The organism is Aeromonas aquatilis, assembly GCF_054052405.1.
In genome coordinates this window covers 1-17,189 of sequence record NZ_JBSTYP010000045.1, presented here as the reverse complement: position 1 = coordinate 17,189, position 17,189 = coordinate 1, and the positions used below count along the sequence as shown (strand labels likewise).

Annotated in this window: 15 protein-coding genes; 9 read left to right on the top strand and 6 right to left on the bottom strand. The window is 60.5% G+C overall.

Translation table 11 applies throughout. The annotated features are described in order from the left end of the window. Window positions 1–67: 67 nt before the first annotated feature. Window positions 68–2,491: a glycerol-3-phosphate 1-O-acyltransferase PlsB gene (gene plsB, locus ACW5W8_RS16900; protein ID WP_498628967.1), complete on the bottom strand. Its 2,424-nt coding sequence runs from the start codon at window positions 2,489–2,491 to the stop codon at window positions 68–70. A gap of 204 nt (window positions 2,492–2,695) precedes the next feature. On the opposite strand from plsB, the gene lexA reads away from it, so the two are divergent. The 4 genes from lexA (at window position 2,696) to dinF (ending at window position 6,220) form a co-directional block, all read left to right on the top strand. Then, the gene (gene lexA / locus ACW5W8_RS16895; protein WP_005339540.1) at window positions 2,696–3,319 is read left to right on the top strand and encodes a transcriptional repressor LexA; all 624 of its coding nucleotides are present in this window, start codon (window positions 2,696–2,698) and stop codon (window positions 3,317–3,319) included. Between the two features lie 484 nt (window positions 3,320–3,803). After that, window positions 3,804–4,019, top strand: a complete 216-nt coding sequence (locus tag ACW5W8_RS16890; RefSeq protein WP_456520199.1) for a hypothetical protein — start codon at window positions 3,804–3,806, stop codon at window positions 4,017–4,019. 210 nt (window positions 4,020–4,229) lie between these two features. Beyond that, on the top strand, window positions 4,230–4,856 hold the full coding sequence (locus tag ACW5W8_RS16885) for an SCO family protein (protein ID WP_498628964.1): 627 nt from the start codon (window positions 4,230–4,232) through the stop codon (window positions 4,854–4,856). A 2-nt stretch (window positions 4,857–4,858) separates the two neighbouring features. Beyond that, entirely contained in the window at window positions 4,859–6,220 is a 1,362-nt protein-coding gene (gene dinF, locus ACW5W8_RS16880; RefSeq protein WP_498628963.1) for an MATE family efflux transporter DinF, read from the top strand. Between the two features lie 13 nt (window positions 6,221–6,233). On the opposite strand, the gene trmL is transcribed toward dinF, so the two are convergent. The 3 genes from trmL to ACW5W8_RS16865 all read right to left on the bottom strand — a co-directional run bounded on the left by trmL (window position 6,234) and on the right by ACW5W8_RS16865 (window position 8,820). Beyond that, window positions 6,234–6,698, bottom strand: coding sequence for a tRNA (uridine(34)/cytosine(34)/5-carboxymethylaminomethyluridine(34)-2'-O)-methyltransferase TrmL (gene trmL, locus ACW5W8_RS16875; protein ID WP_005339545.1), 465 nt, complete (start codon window positions 6,696–6,698; stop codon window positions 6,234–6,236). 74 nt (window positions 6,699–6,772) lie between these two features. Further along, the gene (locus tag ACW5W8_RS16870) at window positions 6,773–8,143 is read right to left on the bottom strand and encodes an ATP-binding protein (RefSeq protein WP_498398575.1); all 1,371 of its coding nucleotides are present in this window, start codon (window positions 8,141–8,143) and stop codon (window positions 6,773–6,775) included. After that, on the bottom strand, window positions 8,125–8,820 hold the full coding sequence (locus ACW5W8_RS16865) for a response regulator (protein ID WP_498628960.1): 696 nt from the start codon (window positions 8,818–8,820) through the stop codon (window positions 8,125–8,127). Before ACW5W8_RS16865 ends, ACW5W8_RS16870 begins: the two co-directional genes overlap by 19 nt. Before the next feature lie 85 nt (window positions 8,821–8,905). On the opposite strand from ACW5W8_RS16865, the gene fieF reads away from it, so the two are divergent. From fieF to ACW5W8_RS16845, 4 genes are all read left to right on the top strand, one after another. Next, window positions 8,906–9,817: a cation efflux pump FieF gene (gene fieF / locus ACW5W8_RS16860; RefSeq protein WP_498628958.1), complete on the top strand. Its 912-nt coding sequence runs from the start codon at window positions 8,906–8,908 to the stop codon at window positions 9,815–9,817. A gap of 8 nt (window positions 9,818–9,825) precedes the next feature. Beyond that, the gene (cysE, locus tag ACW5W8_RS16855; RefSeq protein ID WP_498628956.1) at window positions 9,826–10,605 is read left to right on the top strand and encodes a serine O-acetyltransferase; all 780 of its coding nucleotides are present in this window, start codon (window positions 9,826–9,828) and stop codon (window positions 10,603–10,605) included. A 20-nt stretch (window positions 10,606–10,625) separates the two neighbouring features. After that, a complete protein-coding gene (locus ACW5W8_RS16850) occupies window positions 10,626–11,906 on the top strand; it encodes a hypothetical protein (RefSeq protein WP_498628954.1) in 1,281 nt (426 codons plus the stop codon). A gap of 246 nt (window positions 11,907–12,152) precedes the next feature. Then, window positions 12,153–12,362: a cell division protein ZapB gene (locus ACW5W8_RS16845; protein ID WP_033136398.1), complete on the top strand. Its 210-nt coding sequence runs from the start codon at window positions 12,153–12,155 to the stop codon at window positions 12,360–12,362. Window positions 12,363–12,434: 72 nt separating this feature from the next. On the opposite strand, the gene elbB is transcribed toward ACW5W8_RS16845, so the two are convergent. Then, complete coding sequence (gene elbB / locus ACW5W8_RS16840; RefSeq protein ID WP_498628952.1) at window positions 12,435–13,085, bottom strand: isoprenoid biosynthesis glyoxalase ElbB; 651 nt, start codon at window positions 13,083–13,085, stop codon at window positions 12,435–12,437. Window positions 13,086–13,485: 400 nt separating this feature from the next. On the opposite strand from elbB, the gene polA reads away from it, so the two are divergent. Next, window positions 13,486–16,251 carry a DNA polymerase I gene (gene polA, locus ACW5W8_RS16835; RefSeq protein WP_498628950.1) on the top strand — a complete coding sequence of 922 codons (2,766 nt, stop codon included), beginning with the start codon at window positions 13,486–13,488 and terminating at the stop codon, window positions 16,249–16,251. An 88-nt stretch (window positions 16,252–16,339) separates the two neighbouring features. Here polA and ACW5W8_RS16830 read toward each other — a convergent pair whose 3' ends face one another. Beyond that, the gene (locus ACW5W8_RS16830; RefSeq protein WP_498628948.1) at window positions 16,340–16,879 is read right to left on the bottom strand and encodes a gamma carbonic anhydrase family protein; all 540 of its coding nucleotides are present in this window, start codon (window positions 16,877–16,879) and stop codon (window positions 16,340–16,342) included. Window positions 16,880–17,189 lie beyond the last annotated feature (310 nt).

The following is a 17,189-nucleotide window of genomic DNA, read 5'->3' as shown; positions in this document are numbered from 1 at the left end:
TGTTCCCGCGCAGACTCCGATAAAAAAGAAGGCCGCATGATGCGGCCTTCTTTGTTTGCGTTGCAGATCAGAGCTGATTGCCTGCCTGAATGGTGCGGCGGATCTTGTTGCTCAGCAGCGGCACTATATTGTCGGCCAGCGCCTGGAAGCGGCCGAGATCCGGCTTGCACTCTGGGGAGAGGTAACCCTCTTTGCGCAAGGTGTGGATCAGGGTGCTGAACAGCTTCTGGTCGAAGAACTCGGGGGCGTTGATGCCGTGCAGGGTGCCGAGGCGCTCTGCCATCATCAGGCCGTCCGCCTCCAGCTGCTCCGCTTCGATATGAGGCTGGGCCAGTACCCGGGTCAGCACGATGGCGTAGCGTTGCAGGGTCTCCTGAATGCTCTCCGCCAGCAGCAGCAGGCGCATCTGGTTGGCCGGATTGACCCAGTAGCCGTCATCGCGGGTCTCGATCAGCTGCTGGGTTTGCAGAGCGTCGAGCAGGCTATCAACCAGCGCTGGCAGCTCCTCCTCTTCATAACGCAGGAACAGCTCAGTCTTGAGCAGCGGATAGATGTCGATGCAGCGGGCCATGATCTCGCTGCGGGAGATCCCCTCGCACCGTTCGATCAGTGCCGCCACCAGAGAGGGCATGGCGAACAGGTGGAGGATGTTGTTGCGGTAGTAGGTCAGCAGGATCGCCTGATAGCGGTCGAGACTGATGATCTGCCCCAGCTTGTCCTCGCTCACCTCGAACTTGTTGAGCTCCATCGCCTGATCCAGCAGGGTCTTGGCATCCTCATCCGGAATGGTGCTCTGCGGGCTGTAGGGCACAGCCTTGAGCAGATCCAGATAGGTGTTGAGCTGGGCCTGCAACTCGTCGCGGGTCAGGGCGTGGCGCTCGGCGGCCAGCAGCGCCAGCGCGCTCAGGGTCAGGCCGTTGACCGCGGCAGCGCCGTTGATGCGGGTCATCAGCAGTTCGGCCAGATTGTTGACGGTGCCCGCCATCCACTCCGGACGCTCCTCTTCCCCGATGTGCTGTTTCCAGTCGGGGACATGTTCGCTCAGGTAGCTGTTGAGGGTCAGCGGTTCGCCGAAGTTGACGAAGCCACGGCCGTAGTTGCGCAGCTTGCGCAGGATGCCGAGCACCTGCAGGAAGCTCTCCTTCTCCTTGCGGCTCCCCTTGAGCTCGTTGTGGTAGGTGTTCACCTCCATCACGTGCTCGTAGCCCAGATAGACCGGCACCAGAGTGACCGGCCTGTCCAGCCCGCGCATCATCGCCTGCAGAGTCATCGCCAGCATGCCGGTCTTGGGCGGTAGCAGACGGCCGGTACGGGAGCGACCACCTTCGGTGAAGAACTCTACCGAGTAACCCTTGGCAAACAGCAGGTTGAGGTATTCCCGGAATACCGTGCTGTAGAGCGGGTTGCCCTTGAAGGTGCGGCGAATGAAGAAGGCGCCGCCGTGGCGGAAGATCGGGCCCGCCGGCCAGAAGTTGAGGTTGATGCCTGCCGCGATATGGGGCGGCACCATCCCCTGGTGGTAGATGACGTAGGAGAGCAGCAGGTAGTCCATGTGGCTGCGGTGGCAGGGGACGTAGACGATCTCGTGCCCCTCCTGCGCCAGCTGGCGTACCTTCTCGGCGCCATTGACCGACAAACCGCGGTAGAGCTTGTTCCACAGCCAGCCGAGGAAGCTCTCGCCCAGGCGGATCAGCCGGTAGGAGAAGTTGGAGGCGATCTCGTCCATGTAGCCATGGGCGCGCTTTTGCGCCTTCTCGAGGCTGAGCCCCTCGCGCTGGGCCTCCTCTTCAATCGCCTGCTGGATCACCGCGGAGTCGAGCAACTGCTTGAACAGCAGGTTGCGGTTCGGCAGTTTCGGGCCGGTGGCAGCCAGCTGCTGACGGCTGAAGTGGGTACGGGCCACTCGCGCCAGCTTGTGGGCGATGGCCTCGTCGGTGCCGTGCTTGTCGGCCATGTAGCGCAGGGAGAGCGGCGGCGAGAAGCGCACCAGATTCTCGCGACCCTTGAGGGTCACGATGAGCGCCTTCTTTAGCCGGTTCGGCGCCAGGCTGCTGATGATGTTGAGGCCGGAGGCTTCTTCCCCTTCCCGACCCGGGGCGCGGCCCCAGAACAGGGTGACGGGCACCACCTGGATATCGAGTTCGGGATCCTGCTTGTGCAGATCCAGCAGCTGGTGGAACTCCTGCAGGAAGGGGAGCGGTTTGCTGCGTTTGCCAAACAGGGGAGGCGGACGATCCAGACAGACATAGCGCGGCAGCAGCTGGTCGTTCAGTTCCAGCGGCGTGAAGGGACCGGGCAGCCCGAGATCCTCACAGCACTGCTGCAGGGTCATCAGGTCGGTGATCGAACTGGTTTTCAGGGCATAGACGATGGGTCTGGCCGGATCCAGATTGAGTTCTGTGATGGGATTTTCCGGCAGGCTCTTGTGATTGACCAAGCCGCTGACCGGCCATTGCAAGATGGCTCTGGAAATCTTCTGTCCTAGGGACATGTGCGTCTGCTCTCCAAAAAAATGCGGCGTGAGCATAGCAAATCGACAGCCCCTTGTCGCCGAGAGGTACGATGAGTCGGCTGCGCAGGATCAAAACAGCCGTAAATGAGGGGTTGGTTGCGACAAATGTCAGCTGTGCCTTGCCTTGGCCACTGCACTGTATATACTGCCAGTGTGCTGTATAAAAAGACAGGTGCCAATTCTATGAAACCCCTTACCCCCCGCCAGGCCGAAGTGCTGGAGCTGATCAAGGTGAACATGAGCGAGACCGGTATGCCGCCGACTCGTGCCGAGATTGCCCAGAAGCTTGGTTTCAAGTCGGCCAATGCGGCCGAAGAACATCTGAAGGCCCTGGCCAAAAAAGGGGTCATCGAGATCATGCCGGGCACGTCCCGCGGCATTCGCCTGTTGCTCGAAGAGGAAGAGGTGCTGGAAGAGAGCGGCCTGCCGCTCATCGGCAAGGTGGCTGCCGGTGAACCTATCCTGGCTCAGGAGCATATCGAGAGCCACTATCAGGTGGATCCCGCCCTGTTCCACCCGCGCGCAGATTTTCTGCTGCGGGTGCAGGGGATGAGCATGAAGAACATCGGCATTCTGGATGGCGATCTGCTGGCGGTGCACAAGACCCAGGAGGTGCGCAACGGTCAGGTGGTGGTCGCCCGTCTCGATGAGGATGTCACCGTCAAGCGCTTCCAGCGCAAGGGCAGTCAGGTATGGCTGCTGCCGGAGAATGAAGAGCTCTCCCCCATCGAGGTGGATCTCTCCTGCCAGCAGCTCACCATCGAGGGGCTGGCTGTCGGGGTAATCCGCAACGCCGATTGGATGTAATCATCCCCGCCAACTGCGTTTGCCACACGGCCTCCTTCGGGAGGCCGTGCTGTTTCTGGCGCACTTTCCTTGTCATATCAAACAGATCATCGGTGGCGGCATTTTTGTCCTGCGCGACCGGCTACCAATCATCCATTTCAGATATATGCTCAGATCAGTGCCCTGTCGCCGAGACAGGGCTTGGCACCTCCCTCTGACCATCACAATGCGTCGGTACGGGAGGGCCGGTAACAACGAGAATCGGGCAGTACACCTTCACGGGATATGAAGGGGGAGTGGGGAGATCCCGAGCCTTGTCAGGCAAAGGGGACCACTCGTAATGGTTGCAGATAGTCGTGACGGGCCTGTTCCCAGTTCAGGCCGACGAAGCAACATGACCTGTCGGTCAAGGAGGACTGGTATGGCATCAAGATCGCCATGGGATTCAGAGGCTGGGGCTGCGCCAGCGGAATCGTCAATCACCCGTTTTGTCAAAGGCAGCCGGATGACCTGGTTTTACGGTCTCTGGCTGCACCATCGTGGTTCGCACTGGACGCTCTGGCTGGGATGCCCGAAAGAGAAGGTGGTGCGTCTGGTGCTGCTGTTCAAACGGGGTCACGGTGATCGCCAGGGGGAAGAGGGCTGGCTGGCCCCCGTGATTCCCATCGGCGTGCGGGCCATCGGCAAGATGTTGCAGCAGGAGCGTAACGCTCGCCCCTGAGCAGAAGAGACAAACAAATCCATCCATAACCGGCACCCGAGGGGGCCGGTTTTTTTATGGCCGCAACTGGCGATTAATTATGCCAAATGGTCGACTCCTGACAGGGCGTTGCACAAGGTTGAACCACCTTGGCGGCTCGCTGGGGTACAATGCCCCTCTCTTGTCCGGTCACTGCTGGCCATCTGCCTCGAATTGAAAGGGTCTCTTGTTATGATGAAGCTCCGCTATCCCCTGCTCTTTCTGCTGCTGACAGCCTGCCTGATCCTGGTGTTTTACGCCACGCAGCCAGAGCAGCCGGAACAGGCCGACTACTATCCGGCGGGGCGGGACATCAATGATTTTTCCTTTACCGATGCGGACAACCAGCTGTTCACTCCTGCCAACCTGAAAGGGCGCTGGACCTTCCTGTTCGTCGGCTACACCTTCTGCCCCGATATCTGCCCCACCACACTGGCAGATATGCGTTCCGTCTATGACCAGCTGAAGAAGATGGCGCCCGATAGTCAGGTAGTGTTTATCTCGGCGGATCCCCAGCGTGACGACATTCCACGCCTCAAGACCTATACCGCCTTCTTCAATCCCGAGTTCAAGGCGGCCACTGCCCCCCACGACAAGCTGTTCCCGTTCGTGCGCAATCTGGGGCTGATCTACTCCATCGCCAATCAGGGGGAGAAGGATTACCTGATCGATCACTCCGCCTCCATCGTGCTCATCAATCCCAAGGGCAAGCTGCAGGCGGTATTCCGCCCGCAGGTGGCGCCGGGTCAGGTGCCCCGGGTGCAGATGGCTACCATGCTCTCTGATTTCGCCCGCATTCTGAAGCTGGCAGGCCACTGAGCGTGACCCCAGCTGTTGCCCCCTGGTGGCGAGATCCCTCTCGCCACCGCGCTGTCTTTGCGCTCGCCCTGCCCATGGTTTTCTCCAATATCACCACCCCCTTGCTGGGGCTGGTGGACACCTGGGTGATCGGTCATCTCGGTCAGGCCTGGTTTCTGGGGGGTGTTTCGGTCGGTGCAACCCTGATCAACCTCATTTTCTGGCTGCTCGGCTTCTTGCGGATGTCGACCACCGGCCTGACGGCGCAGGCGCACGGCGCAGCTGATGGTCGTGCCCAGCTAGATACCCTGCTGCGGGCGCTGGGGCTGGCCATTGCTCTCGGTCTGGCGCTGCTGTTGTTGCTCTTCCCCCTGTTGCCACGACTGATCGCTCTGAGTGGCGGCTCGCCCGAGGTGCAGCTCTATGCGGGCCAATATGTGGCGGTGCGGATCTGGAGCGCCCCGGCGGCGCTCTGCAATCTGGTGGTCATGGGCTGGCTGTTGGGGATGCAGGATGCCCGCAGCCCCATGGTGATGTTGATCCTCACCAATCTGGTCAATATGGCGCTCGATGCCCTGTTTGTGCTGGGGCTCGGCTGGCAGGTGCGGGGTGTGGCGGCGGCCTCGGTCATGGCGGACTACTGCGCGCTGGCGGTCGGGATCTGGCTGGTACGCCGTCAGCTGCGGCAACTGGCGCCGACGGTGTGGCAGGATGGCTGGCAGCGCTGGCGGCAGTTCGCGCCCATAGTGCGGCTGCTCGGCCTCAACCGCGATATCTTCCTGCGCTCCCTCTGTTTGCAGCTCTGCTTCGCCTTCATGACTCTGCAAGGGGCACGGCTGGGGGATGTGGCGGTGGCCGCCAATGCGGTGCTGCTCAACTTCCTGATGCTTATCTCCTACGGGCTCGATGGTTTTGCCTATGCGGTGGAGGCCATGGTAGGACGAGCCATCGGTCAGCGGGATCGGCAGAAACTGCGGGAGGCCATCGTGCTCAATCTGGGCTGGGCCGCCCTCATCGCCAGTGGTTTTACTCTGGTATTTGCCCTCTTCGGTAGCCACCTTATCGGCTATATCACCGATATTCCGGCGGTCGTGGCGGAGGCAACCCGCCACCTGCCCTGGCTGGTGGTGATGCCCTTGCTGGCGGTCTGGTGCTTCCTGCTGGATGGCGTATTTATCGGGGCGACCCGGGCGCGGGAGATGCGCAACAGCATGTTGCTGGCCGCGTTTGGCGGTTTCTTCCCGATCTGGTGGCTCTGTCAGTCGTGGGGCGTGGCCGCGTTATGGGCGGCGATGGCGGCGCTGATGGTGGGGCGCGGTCTGTCGCTGGGGGTCACCTGCTGGCGGCTGGAGCGCAGCGGGCATCTGCTCGACGCCCGCCACTGATCATCGGTGGCGCTTACATGGCGCCGTCGTAGCCGAGCTGGCGCCAGCTCTCGTAGACGAAGACAGATACCGCGTTGGAGAGGTTCATGCTGCGGCTCTGGGGCACCATCGGGATGCGCAGCCGCTGCTCGAATGGCAGGCTCTCGATGATCTCGATGGGCAGGCCGCGACTCTCGGGGCCAAACAGCAGGGCGTCGCCAAGGGCATATTGTGCTGCCGAGTGCGCGGTGCGGCCCTTGGTGGTGCAGGCAAACACCCGCTTGGGCGCCACTGCAGCCAGAAAAGCTTCATAGCTTGGCCAGCGCTTCACCTCGGCAAATTCGTGATAGTCGAGTCCCGCCCGCTTTACCCGCTTGTCATCCCACTCAAATCCCAGCGGCTCGATCAGATGGAGCCGGTAACCGGTATTGGCGCAAAGCCGGATGATATTGCCGGTGTTGGGCGGAATTTCCGGCTGGTAGAGGACGATATCGAGCATGACGAGCTCCTGCAAAGAGATGTAAAGCCAAGAAGGGGCGCCAGCATACCCAGCGCCCGTCCGGATGAAAAGGGTCAGGCGATGGGCAAGCGGATGGTGATGGTCAGCCCGGTCGGGTGATTATTGCTGGCCGCAATGGTGCCGCCGTGGCGCTGTATTGCCTCCGAGGCGATGGCCAGCCCCAGCCCGGTGCCGCCAGTTTTGGCGTTGCGGGCGTCATCGACCCGGAAGAAGGGCTGGAACAGCAGCGCCTGCTGCTCGTCTGGCACCCCGGGGCCGTCATCCCGAATGGTCATCACCCACTCCAGTCCCTCCCGATACCAGTCCACCTTGATGAACTCGCGGGCATATTTGAGGGCATTGCGCAGGGGGTTCTCCACCGCCCGGGCCAGCAGCTCGGGCCACATCTGGATCGACTCTGCGGGCAGCGGCGGCAGTCTGAGCTGCTTGCCGCTCTGGTTTGCCTCGAACATGGCATCTTCGAGGATGGGCTCCAGCAGGTCGGCCAGCGGCTGCACGATGGGGGCCTCAACATGCTGCTGCACCCGCGACAGATCCAGCAGATCGCCGATCAGCTTGTCCAGCCGCCCGATCTCCGATTCGATCCGCGCCAGCTCGGCGCTGTCACCTTGCTTGCGGCGGATCAGCGCCTGCGCCAGTTGCATCCGGGTGAGAGGACTGCGCAGCTCGTGGGAGATATCGGAAAGCAGCTGTTTCTGCTTCTGGATCATGCTCTTGAGCGTCTCTACCATGCGGCTGACGTTGTCCGCCAGCTGGCCGATCTCGTCGCCCCGTCCCAGGTTGGGGATCTGTACCTCCAGATTGCCGGCCGCCAGTTGGGAGACCGATTTCTGCAACTGCAGGATGGGCCGGGTTAGCCGCCAGGCGAGCAGCAGGCAGAGCGGGGTGCTGACCAGCATCGAGATGCCCAGAATGCGGATCGGGTGATCCAGCACCTGAATGAACAGGAACAGATAGGGGTTCTCGGCATTGAGGCCGAAATAGACGTGATAGCGATGACCGTGGTGCTCCATCAGGAAGGGGCCGGCGATCGCCTTGCGATCCTCGTTGCCCAGCATGGGATTGGCCGGGTCATCGGCATCCACCATAAAGCGCACCACGAACTTGCGCGGATGGGTGGTGGACTGGATCTGCCCCCGCTCATCGCGCAAATAGACATTATCTACCGGCAGCATGGCGATCTTGTCCATCGCCTTGGCCAGATCGAAATCCTGATCCGGCTCGGCGGCGTTGAGCAGGGCCTGCACGTTGTTCTGCATCCGCGCGACTTCGTGGGTCGGCAGCGGGATCTGGTTGCGGGGATCCAGGGTCGGCAGGCTGATCACGGCGGCCAGCATCACCAGCAGCATGAACCAGAACCAGAGGAAGATGTGGGTCGAGATCCCGTTGAGGGAGTTGATGCGCTCTATTCTTGCTCTAGCCACAGGTAACCGCGCCCCCGTACGGTTTTGAAGCGGGGCTGGCCATCTGTGCGATCCGGCAGCTTCTTGCGCAGGTTGCTCAGGTGCATGTCGATGGCCCGATCGAAGGGTTCGAGTTTTTTGCCCAGTACCTGCTCGGAGAGGTGACTCTTGCTGACAATCTGGCCGGGATTGCGCAGCAGGCACTCCAGCAGCCCGAATTCGGTGGCGGTCAGCTCCAGCAGTTGTTCGCCGCAGCGGGCCTGCTGCAGACCGGGTTGCAGCACGATATCCATGAAGTGCACTTCGTCGGAGGAGTTGCCGCGCTGGGGCGGGGCGCTCTGGGTGCGGCGCAGGATGGCGCGCACGCGGGCCAGCAGCTCCCGATCATCGAACGGCTTGGCCAGATAGTCGTCGGCGCCAGCCTCCAGACCGTTGACCCGATCCTGGCTGTCACCGCGAGCGGTCAGCATCAGCACCGGGGTATCGTGGGTCTTGCGCAGCCTGGTCAACATGGCAAAGCCGTTGAGCCTGGGCATCATCACATCCAGCAGCACCAGATCGAAGCTCTGCTCCGCCAATCGTTGCAGCCCCTCTTCACCATCCTCGGCGACCGTGACCTGAAATCCCTCCAGGGTCAGAATTTCGGTGAGCAGTTGGGTCAATTCAAGATCGTCGTCGACCAGGAGTATTCTGTTCATCTGGTGTTATTCCGCAGATTTTCGCGCCAAACTGACGCCGGGGTCAGGGTATAATAAGTTTTTCATCGCCAGAGGAAAGCCGGTTTTGAGCCATCAACAATATTCCCGTTGGGTCACCTTTGCCAGCATGGCGGCGGTCACCACCGCCACCCTGCTGATCATCGGTAAATTGATCGCCTGGCTGATGACCGACTCGTCGACCCTGCTGGCGTCGCTCACCGACTCCTTCATGGATGTGAGTGCCTCCATCATCAACCTGCTGGCCATTCGCTATGCGCTGGCCCCCGCCGATGACGAACACCGTTTCGGCCATGGCAAGGCGGAGTCGCTGGCGGGCCTCATTCAGTCGGCCTTTATCTCGGGTTCTGCCCTGCTGCTGGTGATGCACGGTATCTCCTCCCTGCTCAATCAGGCGCCTATCCTGCGGCTGGAGGCGGGTCTTTGGGTCAGTGGCGGCTCCATCGTGCTGACCCTGCTGCTGGTCAGCTTCCAGAGCTTGGTCATTCGCAAGACCAACAGTGTGGCCATCAAGGCCGACATGCTGCACTACCGTTCCGATCTGCTGCTCAATGCCGGTGTCTTGCTGGCGCTGGTGCTGGCGGGGCAGGGGTGGTACTGGGCCGACGGCCTGTTTGCCATCCTGATCGGGCTGTTCCTGTTGTGGGGGGCGGGACACATCGGCTACGAGTCGGTGCAGGCCCTGCTCGATCGTCAGTTGCCAGCGGAAGAACAAGCGAGAATAATGGCGCTCTGCTGTGCCGTAGAAGGTGTACATGGCGTACATGACCTGCGCACCCGTCAATCCGGGCCGACTCGATTCGTACAGTTGCATCTTGAACTGGATGATCAGATCCCCCTGGTCAAGGCCCATCAGATCGCCGATGAAGCCGAACTGGCGGTACGCCAGGCATTCGAGCGGATGGATGTCATCATCCACATGGACCCCATCTCGGTGCTGACAAAAGAACAACAGAGCCCTCACCCAGAACAACAGTAGGCTGCAACATGGATGAACTGGTTGCCAAAACCTGGCACAAAATTCAGCAAGAAGCACAGTGCATGGCGGCCCTGGAGCCGATGCTGGCCAGCTTCTTCCACTCCACCATTCTCAATCACAAGAATTTGCGGTCGGCCCTCAGCTTCCAGCTGGCCAACAAACTCGACAGCGCCACCATGCCCGCCATCGCCCTGCGCGAAGTGATCGAGCTGGCCCTGCGCAGCGAGCCAGAGCTGCTGGCGGTAGTGGCGGCCGACATCTGCGCCGTGCAGGAGCGGGATCCGGCGGTCGATCTCTTCTCTACCCCACTGCTCTACCTCAAGGGGTTCCATGCCCTGCAGGGTTATCGGGTCGCCAACTGGCTGTGGCGTCAGGGGCGTCGCTCGCTGGCGCTCTATCTGCAAAACCAGATTTCGGTGGTGTTCGGGGTGGATGTGCACCCGGCCGCACGCATCGGCAAGGGGATCATGTTTGACCATGCCACCGGCATCGTGGTGGGTGAGACGGCGGTGATCGAGGACGATGTCTCGATCCTGCAGAGCGTAACCCTCGGTGGTACCGGCAAGGAGAGCGGCGATCGCCATCCCAAGATCCGCGAAGGGGTGATGATAGGGGCTGGCGCCAAGGTGCTCGGCAATATCGAGGTGGGTATGGGCGCCAAAATTGGCGCCGGCAGCGTGGTGATCAACCCGGTGCCACCTCATACCACGGTCGCTGGTGTACCCGCCAAGATAGTGGGTCGTCCGGAGTGCGATAAACCTTCACTGGATATGGATCAGTGTATTTGAGCTGCTGACCGGAGGCGTCGATGGCCAAGCGCTGGTCGGGTTATCTGATCCTGGGGATGTGGCTGCTCAACCTGCTTCATCTCTATCTGGGACTCTCCCCCTGGCCTGCGGCGATCGCGGCTTGGGGGGCGTCACTGCTCACCTGGCCCTGGTTGGTGGGTGCCGCCAAGCGGCAGGCGCTGGCTCTTTATGGTGCCGCCCTGTTGCTGCTGATCTTCTCCTGGTGGCGGGGGGCGGCCCTCAGCGCCGGTGACTGGCTGCTGCCCAATATCAATATGCTCACCATGTTTGCCGCGGTGAGCACTCTCAACCTTGCCACCTCCGGCCTGCTGACCGGCACCACCTCCTGGACCGGGCGCAAGGGGCTGTGGAGCACCATGGCCAGCCTCAATCTGTTGGGAGCGGTCATCAACCTCTCGGTGCTCTTCATCATCGGTGATCGGCTGGAGCGCAACGGTACGCTGGAGCGGCGTCAGGTGATGGTACTGAGCCGGATCTTCTGTGCCGCCGCCTTCTGGTCACCCTTCTTTGTCGCCATGGCGGTGGCGCTCACCTATGCGCCGGGCTTGCAGCTCTCCCATATTCTGCCGTTCGGGATCCTCGCCGCCTTGCTGGCGATGGGGCTGACTGCCTGGCAGGTGGAGCGGCTCGGGGTAGATGACTTTGCCGGTTATCCGCTGCGGCTGCAGACCCTGGGGTTGCCGGTCACGCTGGCGCTGCTGGTACTGCTCATCAAGCAGATCTGGCCCCAGCTTGGCATTCTGGCGGTGATCGCGCTGGTGGCCCCGCTGCTGGCGCTGCTCTTTATGCCGAGGGCCGGGCGCAAGGCGGCCCTCAAGCGGCAGGTGGTGGAACGCTTTCCAGCCATCGGCGGTCAGCTGGTGCTGTTTCTGGGGGCAGGTTTGCTGGCGGCAGGCATCAACAGTGCGCTGTCGGTCATCGATCTCGGTGCCGGTCACGGCTTGCCGCTGTTCAATCACTTTGGTTGGCTTGAGGCATCCCTCACTCTGCTATTGATTTTGCTGGTGGCCATCGTTGGGGTACATCCGCTCATCAGTATCTCCGGGCTAGCGCCGTTGCTTTGGCCGCTGGCGCCGGATCCCAGCCTGCTCGGTATGTGTTTCCTGCTGGGATGGGGGCTTGCCACCGGCACCAGTCCGCTCTCCGGATCCAATCTGGCGCTGGCCTCCCGCTACAACCTCAGTGCCGGGCTGATCCTGCGCTGGAACCTGCTTTATGGCCTGCTGATGTATGTCGTCGCCTGTCTGTTGCTGGGGGCTTATATCGCCTTGCATGGATAACGGCGATTCCGTCGAGAGGGTGCAAATGATGCGCGGGTGGCGGGGCCTTTTACGCACTGTTCAGTGTGTTGTCGCGGCTCGGGCGCAGGATGCGAGAAAAATAGACGCATATTTAGACAATACATCTATGGAAGGCGCATTTTACAGCGCACTGGCTTGTTTGTGCCGATGCGCTCGGGGTATGCTGGCTTCACGCGCTTGAATCGCCCTCTGTGGGGCATCGCAATTGAACAAACAGGTATGCATATGTCACTAGAAGTCCTTGAGCAACTCGAATCCAAAGTACAATCCGCCGTCGACAACATCTCCCTGCTGAAGATGGAGCTGGACGAGCTGAAAGAGCAGAACAGCAAGCTGCAAGACGAGAACCATCAGCTGCGCAACGAGCACGTTGCATGGCAGGAGCGTCTGCGTGCCCTGCTGGGCAAAATGGATCAGATGGGCGAAACCATCTAATTCATCGCCTTCAGGCAGAATTGAAAACGGGCCGCTCCATGAGCGGCCCGTCTGTTTCTGGCGGTGAGGGAATTACAGCGCCAGCAGCTGTTTGACCGTCTTCTCGATGCCGTCCGCCGCCTCGACAATATTGTTGGCCAGCATGTAGGCGGGGGTGGAGATCACCTTGCGCTCCTGATCCACTACGAATTCGTTGACCGGGCAGTTGAGATGGCTGCCGCCCATCGCCTCGATGGCGTTGGCGGTACCCTCGTCATGGCCTATGGTGGCCAGTGTCCCGGCGCCATAGATCAGCGGGATCATGGCGGGCGCGATACAGATATAGGCGGCTGGTTTGTTGGCTTTGGCAAAGCTCTGGCACGCGTTCAGCACATCGGGCTGGATCTGGCACTCGGCGCCCCGGATGGCGAAGTCGCACAGGTTCTTGGCAGCGCCAAAGCCACCGGGTACCAGTAGGGCGTCATAATCGGCCGCATCCAGCTCGGCCACATCCTTGATCTGGCCACGGCAGATGCGGGCTGCTTCGATCAGCACATTGCGGCTCTCCCCCTCGCTCACCTCACCGGTCAGGTGGTTGATGACATGGAGCTGCGCCACGTTCGGGGCGAAGCACTGGACGGCGACTCCCTGACGGGCCAGCGCCAGCAGGCTGATGACGGCTTCGTGGATTTCGGCTCCGTCAAAGACACCGCAGCCACTCAAAATCACGGCCACTTTTTTCATGGCAAACTCCTCGTTGTTGAAAATGTGAGCCAGGATGGATTGTTGTACTTTTGTATGGTTATCGCTCGCCATCCGCTGGTCAAGTCATCTTGCTGTGCTAGGATTGTTTCGTTTTGGATCCTGCCGTACCTACTCCCTTAAATCTTTTTCCACATTGATCGAGATCATCCTAACTGTCTCGCGATCGGTTTTTGCGATCTCAACATATTGTTTTTAATGGTTTTTTATATTCTTATGCACAGCTTTGTCACTGTGCGCCCTGATGCGTCCCATTTTTGAACACAGAGTTATCCACAGACTGAGTCCCTTTATCAGGCGCTGTGTGCTGTTGCTGCGCCCCTTGGTGTGAGGGGGGCCCTGTGGCATCCTAGCGGCTGTTTATCTCTGGCAGGACGATTTCATGGCCCCTAGCAATCCCCTTATTCTGGTCGACGGCTCCTCTTATCTTTACCGCGCCTTCTTCGCCTCCCAGCAGGCCGATCTGCGCACATCGACCGGTTTGCCGAGCGGCGCCGTCCGTGTCATGGCCAACATGATGCGCAGCCTGCGCAAGCAATATCCTGACTGTCATGTGGCCGTGGTGTTTGATGCCAAGGGCAAGACCTTCCGCGACGACATCTATCCCGAGTACAAGGCGACCCGCGCCAGCATGCCGGACGATCTGCGCAGCCAGGTCGCTCCGATCCACCAGATGATCAAGGCGATGGGCTTCCCCTTCCTGATGGTGGAAGGGGTTGAAGCCGACGACGTGATCGGCACCCTGGCTCGTCAGGCGACCGAGAAGCAGCTGCCGGTGCTGATCAGTACCGGTGACAAGGACATGGCGCAACTGGTCTCTGACCATGTCACCCTGATCGACACCATGAAAGATGTGAAGACCGATCGGGAAGGGGTGATCGAGAAGTTCGGCGTACCGCCCGAGCTCATCATCGACTATCTGGCCCTGATGGGTGACAAGGTCGACAACATTCCCGGCATGACCGGTGTCGGCGAGAAGACCGCACTGGCCCTGCTGCAGGGGATTGGCTGTATCGACGAGATTGCCGCCAACCTCGACAAGGTAGCTGCGCTCGGCTTCCGAGGCTCCAAGGCCTTCGCCGACAAGTTCCGCGAGCAGGAGGAGCAGGTTCGTCTCTCCTATCGACTGGCGACCATCAAGACCGATGTCGAGCTGGAACAGAGTCTGGAAGAGCTGTTGCTCAAGCCGGTCGACAAGGAGTCCCTGCTGGCGGTCTATCGGGAATACGAGCTGCGCAACCTGATCAAGGAGCTGGAATCCGGTGGTGAAGAGGGCAGCGAGAGCGCCGGGCAAGACGAGGCTGGCGATGAGAGCGCCGCTCCGGTTGCCGCCATCGAAACCGACTACCGCTGCATTCTGGACGAAGCCGAGTTTGACGGCTGGCTGGAACAGCTGAAAGCGGCACCGTTGTTTGCCTTCGATACCGAAACCACCAGTCTCGACTATATGGAGGCGCGGATCGTCGGTGTCTCCTTCGCGGTTGAACCGGGTAAAGCCGCTTATGTGCCGTTTGGCCATGACTATCTCGGGGCGCCGGTGCAGTTGACTGAAGCCGTGGTACTGGGCAAGCTCAAGCCGCTGCTGGAAGATCCGACCCGTCTCAAGGTGGGACAGAATCTCAAATACGATCGCAACGTGCTGCTCAACCACGACATCGACCTGCAGGGCATCGCCTACGACACCATGCTCGAGTCCTACGTGCTCAACTCCACCGCCAGTCGTCACGATATGGATTCGCTGGCCAAGCGTTACCTCGGGGTCGAGACCACCTCTTTTGAAGATATCGCGGGCAAAGGGGTGAAACAGCTCACCTTCAACCAGATCGAGCTGGAGCAGGCTGCTCCCTATGCGGCAGAAGATGCCGATATCACTCTGCGTCTGCACCAGACCCTGTGGGGTCAGCTGGAGGCCGTGCCGGGCCTCGCCAAGGTATTCAATGAGATTGAACTGCCGCTGCTGCCGGTACTGGCGCGGATGGAGTTGCTCGGCACCACCATCGATCCCAAGCTGCTGCATCAGCAGAGTCAGGAGATCGAGCTGCGGTTGGCGGAGCTGGAGAAGCAGGCTCACGAGCTGGCCGGGCAGGAGTTCAACCTCTCCTCGCCCAAGCAGCTGGGGGAGATCCTCTTCACCAAGCTGGGCCTGCCGATCATCAAAAAGACTCCCAAGGGTGCACCGTCTACTGCAGAAGAGGTGCTGGCCGAGCTGGCGGAGACTTACGAGCTGCCACGCCTGCTGATGGAGCATCGTGGGCTGGCCAAGCTCAAGTCCACCTACACAGACAAGTTGCCGCTGATGATCAAGCCGCAGACCGGGCGGGTACACACCTCCTATCATCAGGCGGTGGCGGCCACGGGTCGTTTGTCATCGTCTGATCCCAACCTGCAGAACATCCCGGTACGCAACGAACAGGGTCGCCGGATCCGACAGGCCTTCATTCCGAGCGCCGGTTACAAGCTGGTGGCGGCGGACTACTCCCAGATCGAGCTGCGCATCATGGCGCACCTCTCCGGTGACAAGGGGTTGCTGACCGCCTTTGCCGAGGGCAAGGACATCCACAAGGCGACCGCCGCCGAGGTATTCGGCGTGGCGCTCGATGCGGTCACCACCGACATGCGCCGCAGCGCCAAGGCGATCAACTTCGGTCTTATCTACGGCATGAGTGCCTTCGGTCTGGCCAAGCAGTTGGGGATCGGTCGCGCCGAAGCGCAGAAGTACATGGACCTCTACTTCGAACGCTACCCGGGCGTGCTGGAGTATATGGAGCGCACCCGCCAGCAGGCGGAAGCCCAGGGTTATGTCGAGACCCTGTTCGGCCGCCGTCTCTATCTGCCGGATATCAAGTCCCGCAATGCCGGTCTGCGCAAGGCTGCCGAGCGAGCCGCCATCAACGCACCCATGCAGGGTACGGCCGCCGATATCATCAAGCGCGCCATGATCAATGTGGACAGCTGGATCCGCGGTATCGAGGATGAGTCGATCCGCATGCTGATGCAGGTACACGATGAACTGGTGTTCGAGATCCGCGAAGAGAAGCTGGAGGAGTACACCGCCATCATCAAGGAGAAGATGTCGGCCGCTGCCGAACTGGATGTGCCGCTGGTGGTGGAGGCGGGCACCGGCGACAACTGGGATCAGGCTCACTGATTTCCGGTCAGCCGTTTTGCACGGTTATATAGCTATGTAAGAAGCGAAGCCCGGCATTATGCCGGGCTTCCTGTTTCTGCCAGCCCTATCAGGTCTCTTGCAGATACTCATCCTTGAGCAGCACATAGTTGTCGGCCGAGGTTTTGAGAAACGCGACCTCGGCGGGTTTGAGCGGGCGAGCCTGTTTGACGGGATTACCTATATATAGAAAGCCCGATTCGAGTCGCTTGCCTGGTGGCACTAGCGAACCTGCGCCGATCATCACATCATCTTCGACAACTACCCCATCCAGAATGATGGCCCCCATGCCGACTAGCACCCGGTTGCCTATGGTGCAGCCGTGCAGCATCGCCTTGTGACCCACAGTGACATCTTCACCGATCAGCAGCGGATAGCCGGGCGGATTGCTGGCGCTCTTGCGAGTTAGGTGCAGCACAGTGCCGTCCTGAATATTGCTGCGGGCGCCGATGCGGATATGGTTCACATCCCCCCGTGCCGCCACCATGGGCCAGATGCTGGCATCGTCACCCAGCTCGATATCGCCCACCAGTGTCGCGCAGGGATCTACATATGCCCGTTTGCCCAATTGCGGGCGTTTTCCCTTGTAGGGTCTCAGTCGCAAGTCCATCTTGGCCTCCTTGTTTTCGGCCATTCTAGCAATCTCGAACCAGTGTCTGTGGATAAGTTTGTATAAAAGCTGTGGCTGGATATGAATAACTAAAAAAGTGCCCTTTTTTGCAATTTTATTGCCGACGAGGGGTTGCCAGAAAGAATCCGTTCCCTATAATGCGCCTCCATCGACAGGGCAAGCGGCAACGCAGAAAGCCAAGTCGATAACCTCGAAAATCCTTTGAAAATAAGGCTTGACTCGAGAAGGCGGTTGAGTAGAATTCCACTCCCGCAGCAACGAACTGTTGCGTCGCTCTTTAACAATTTGA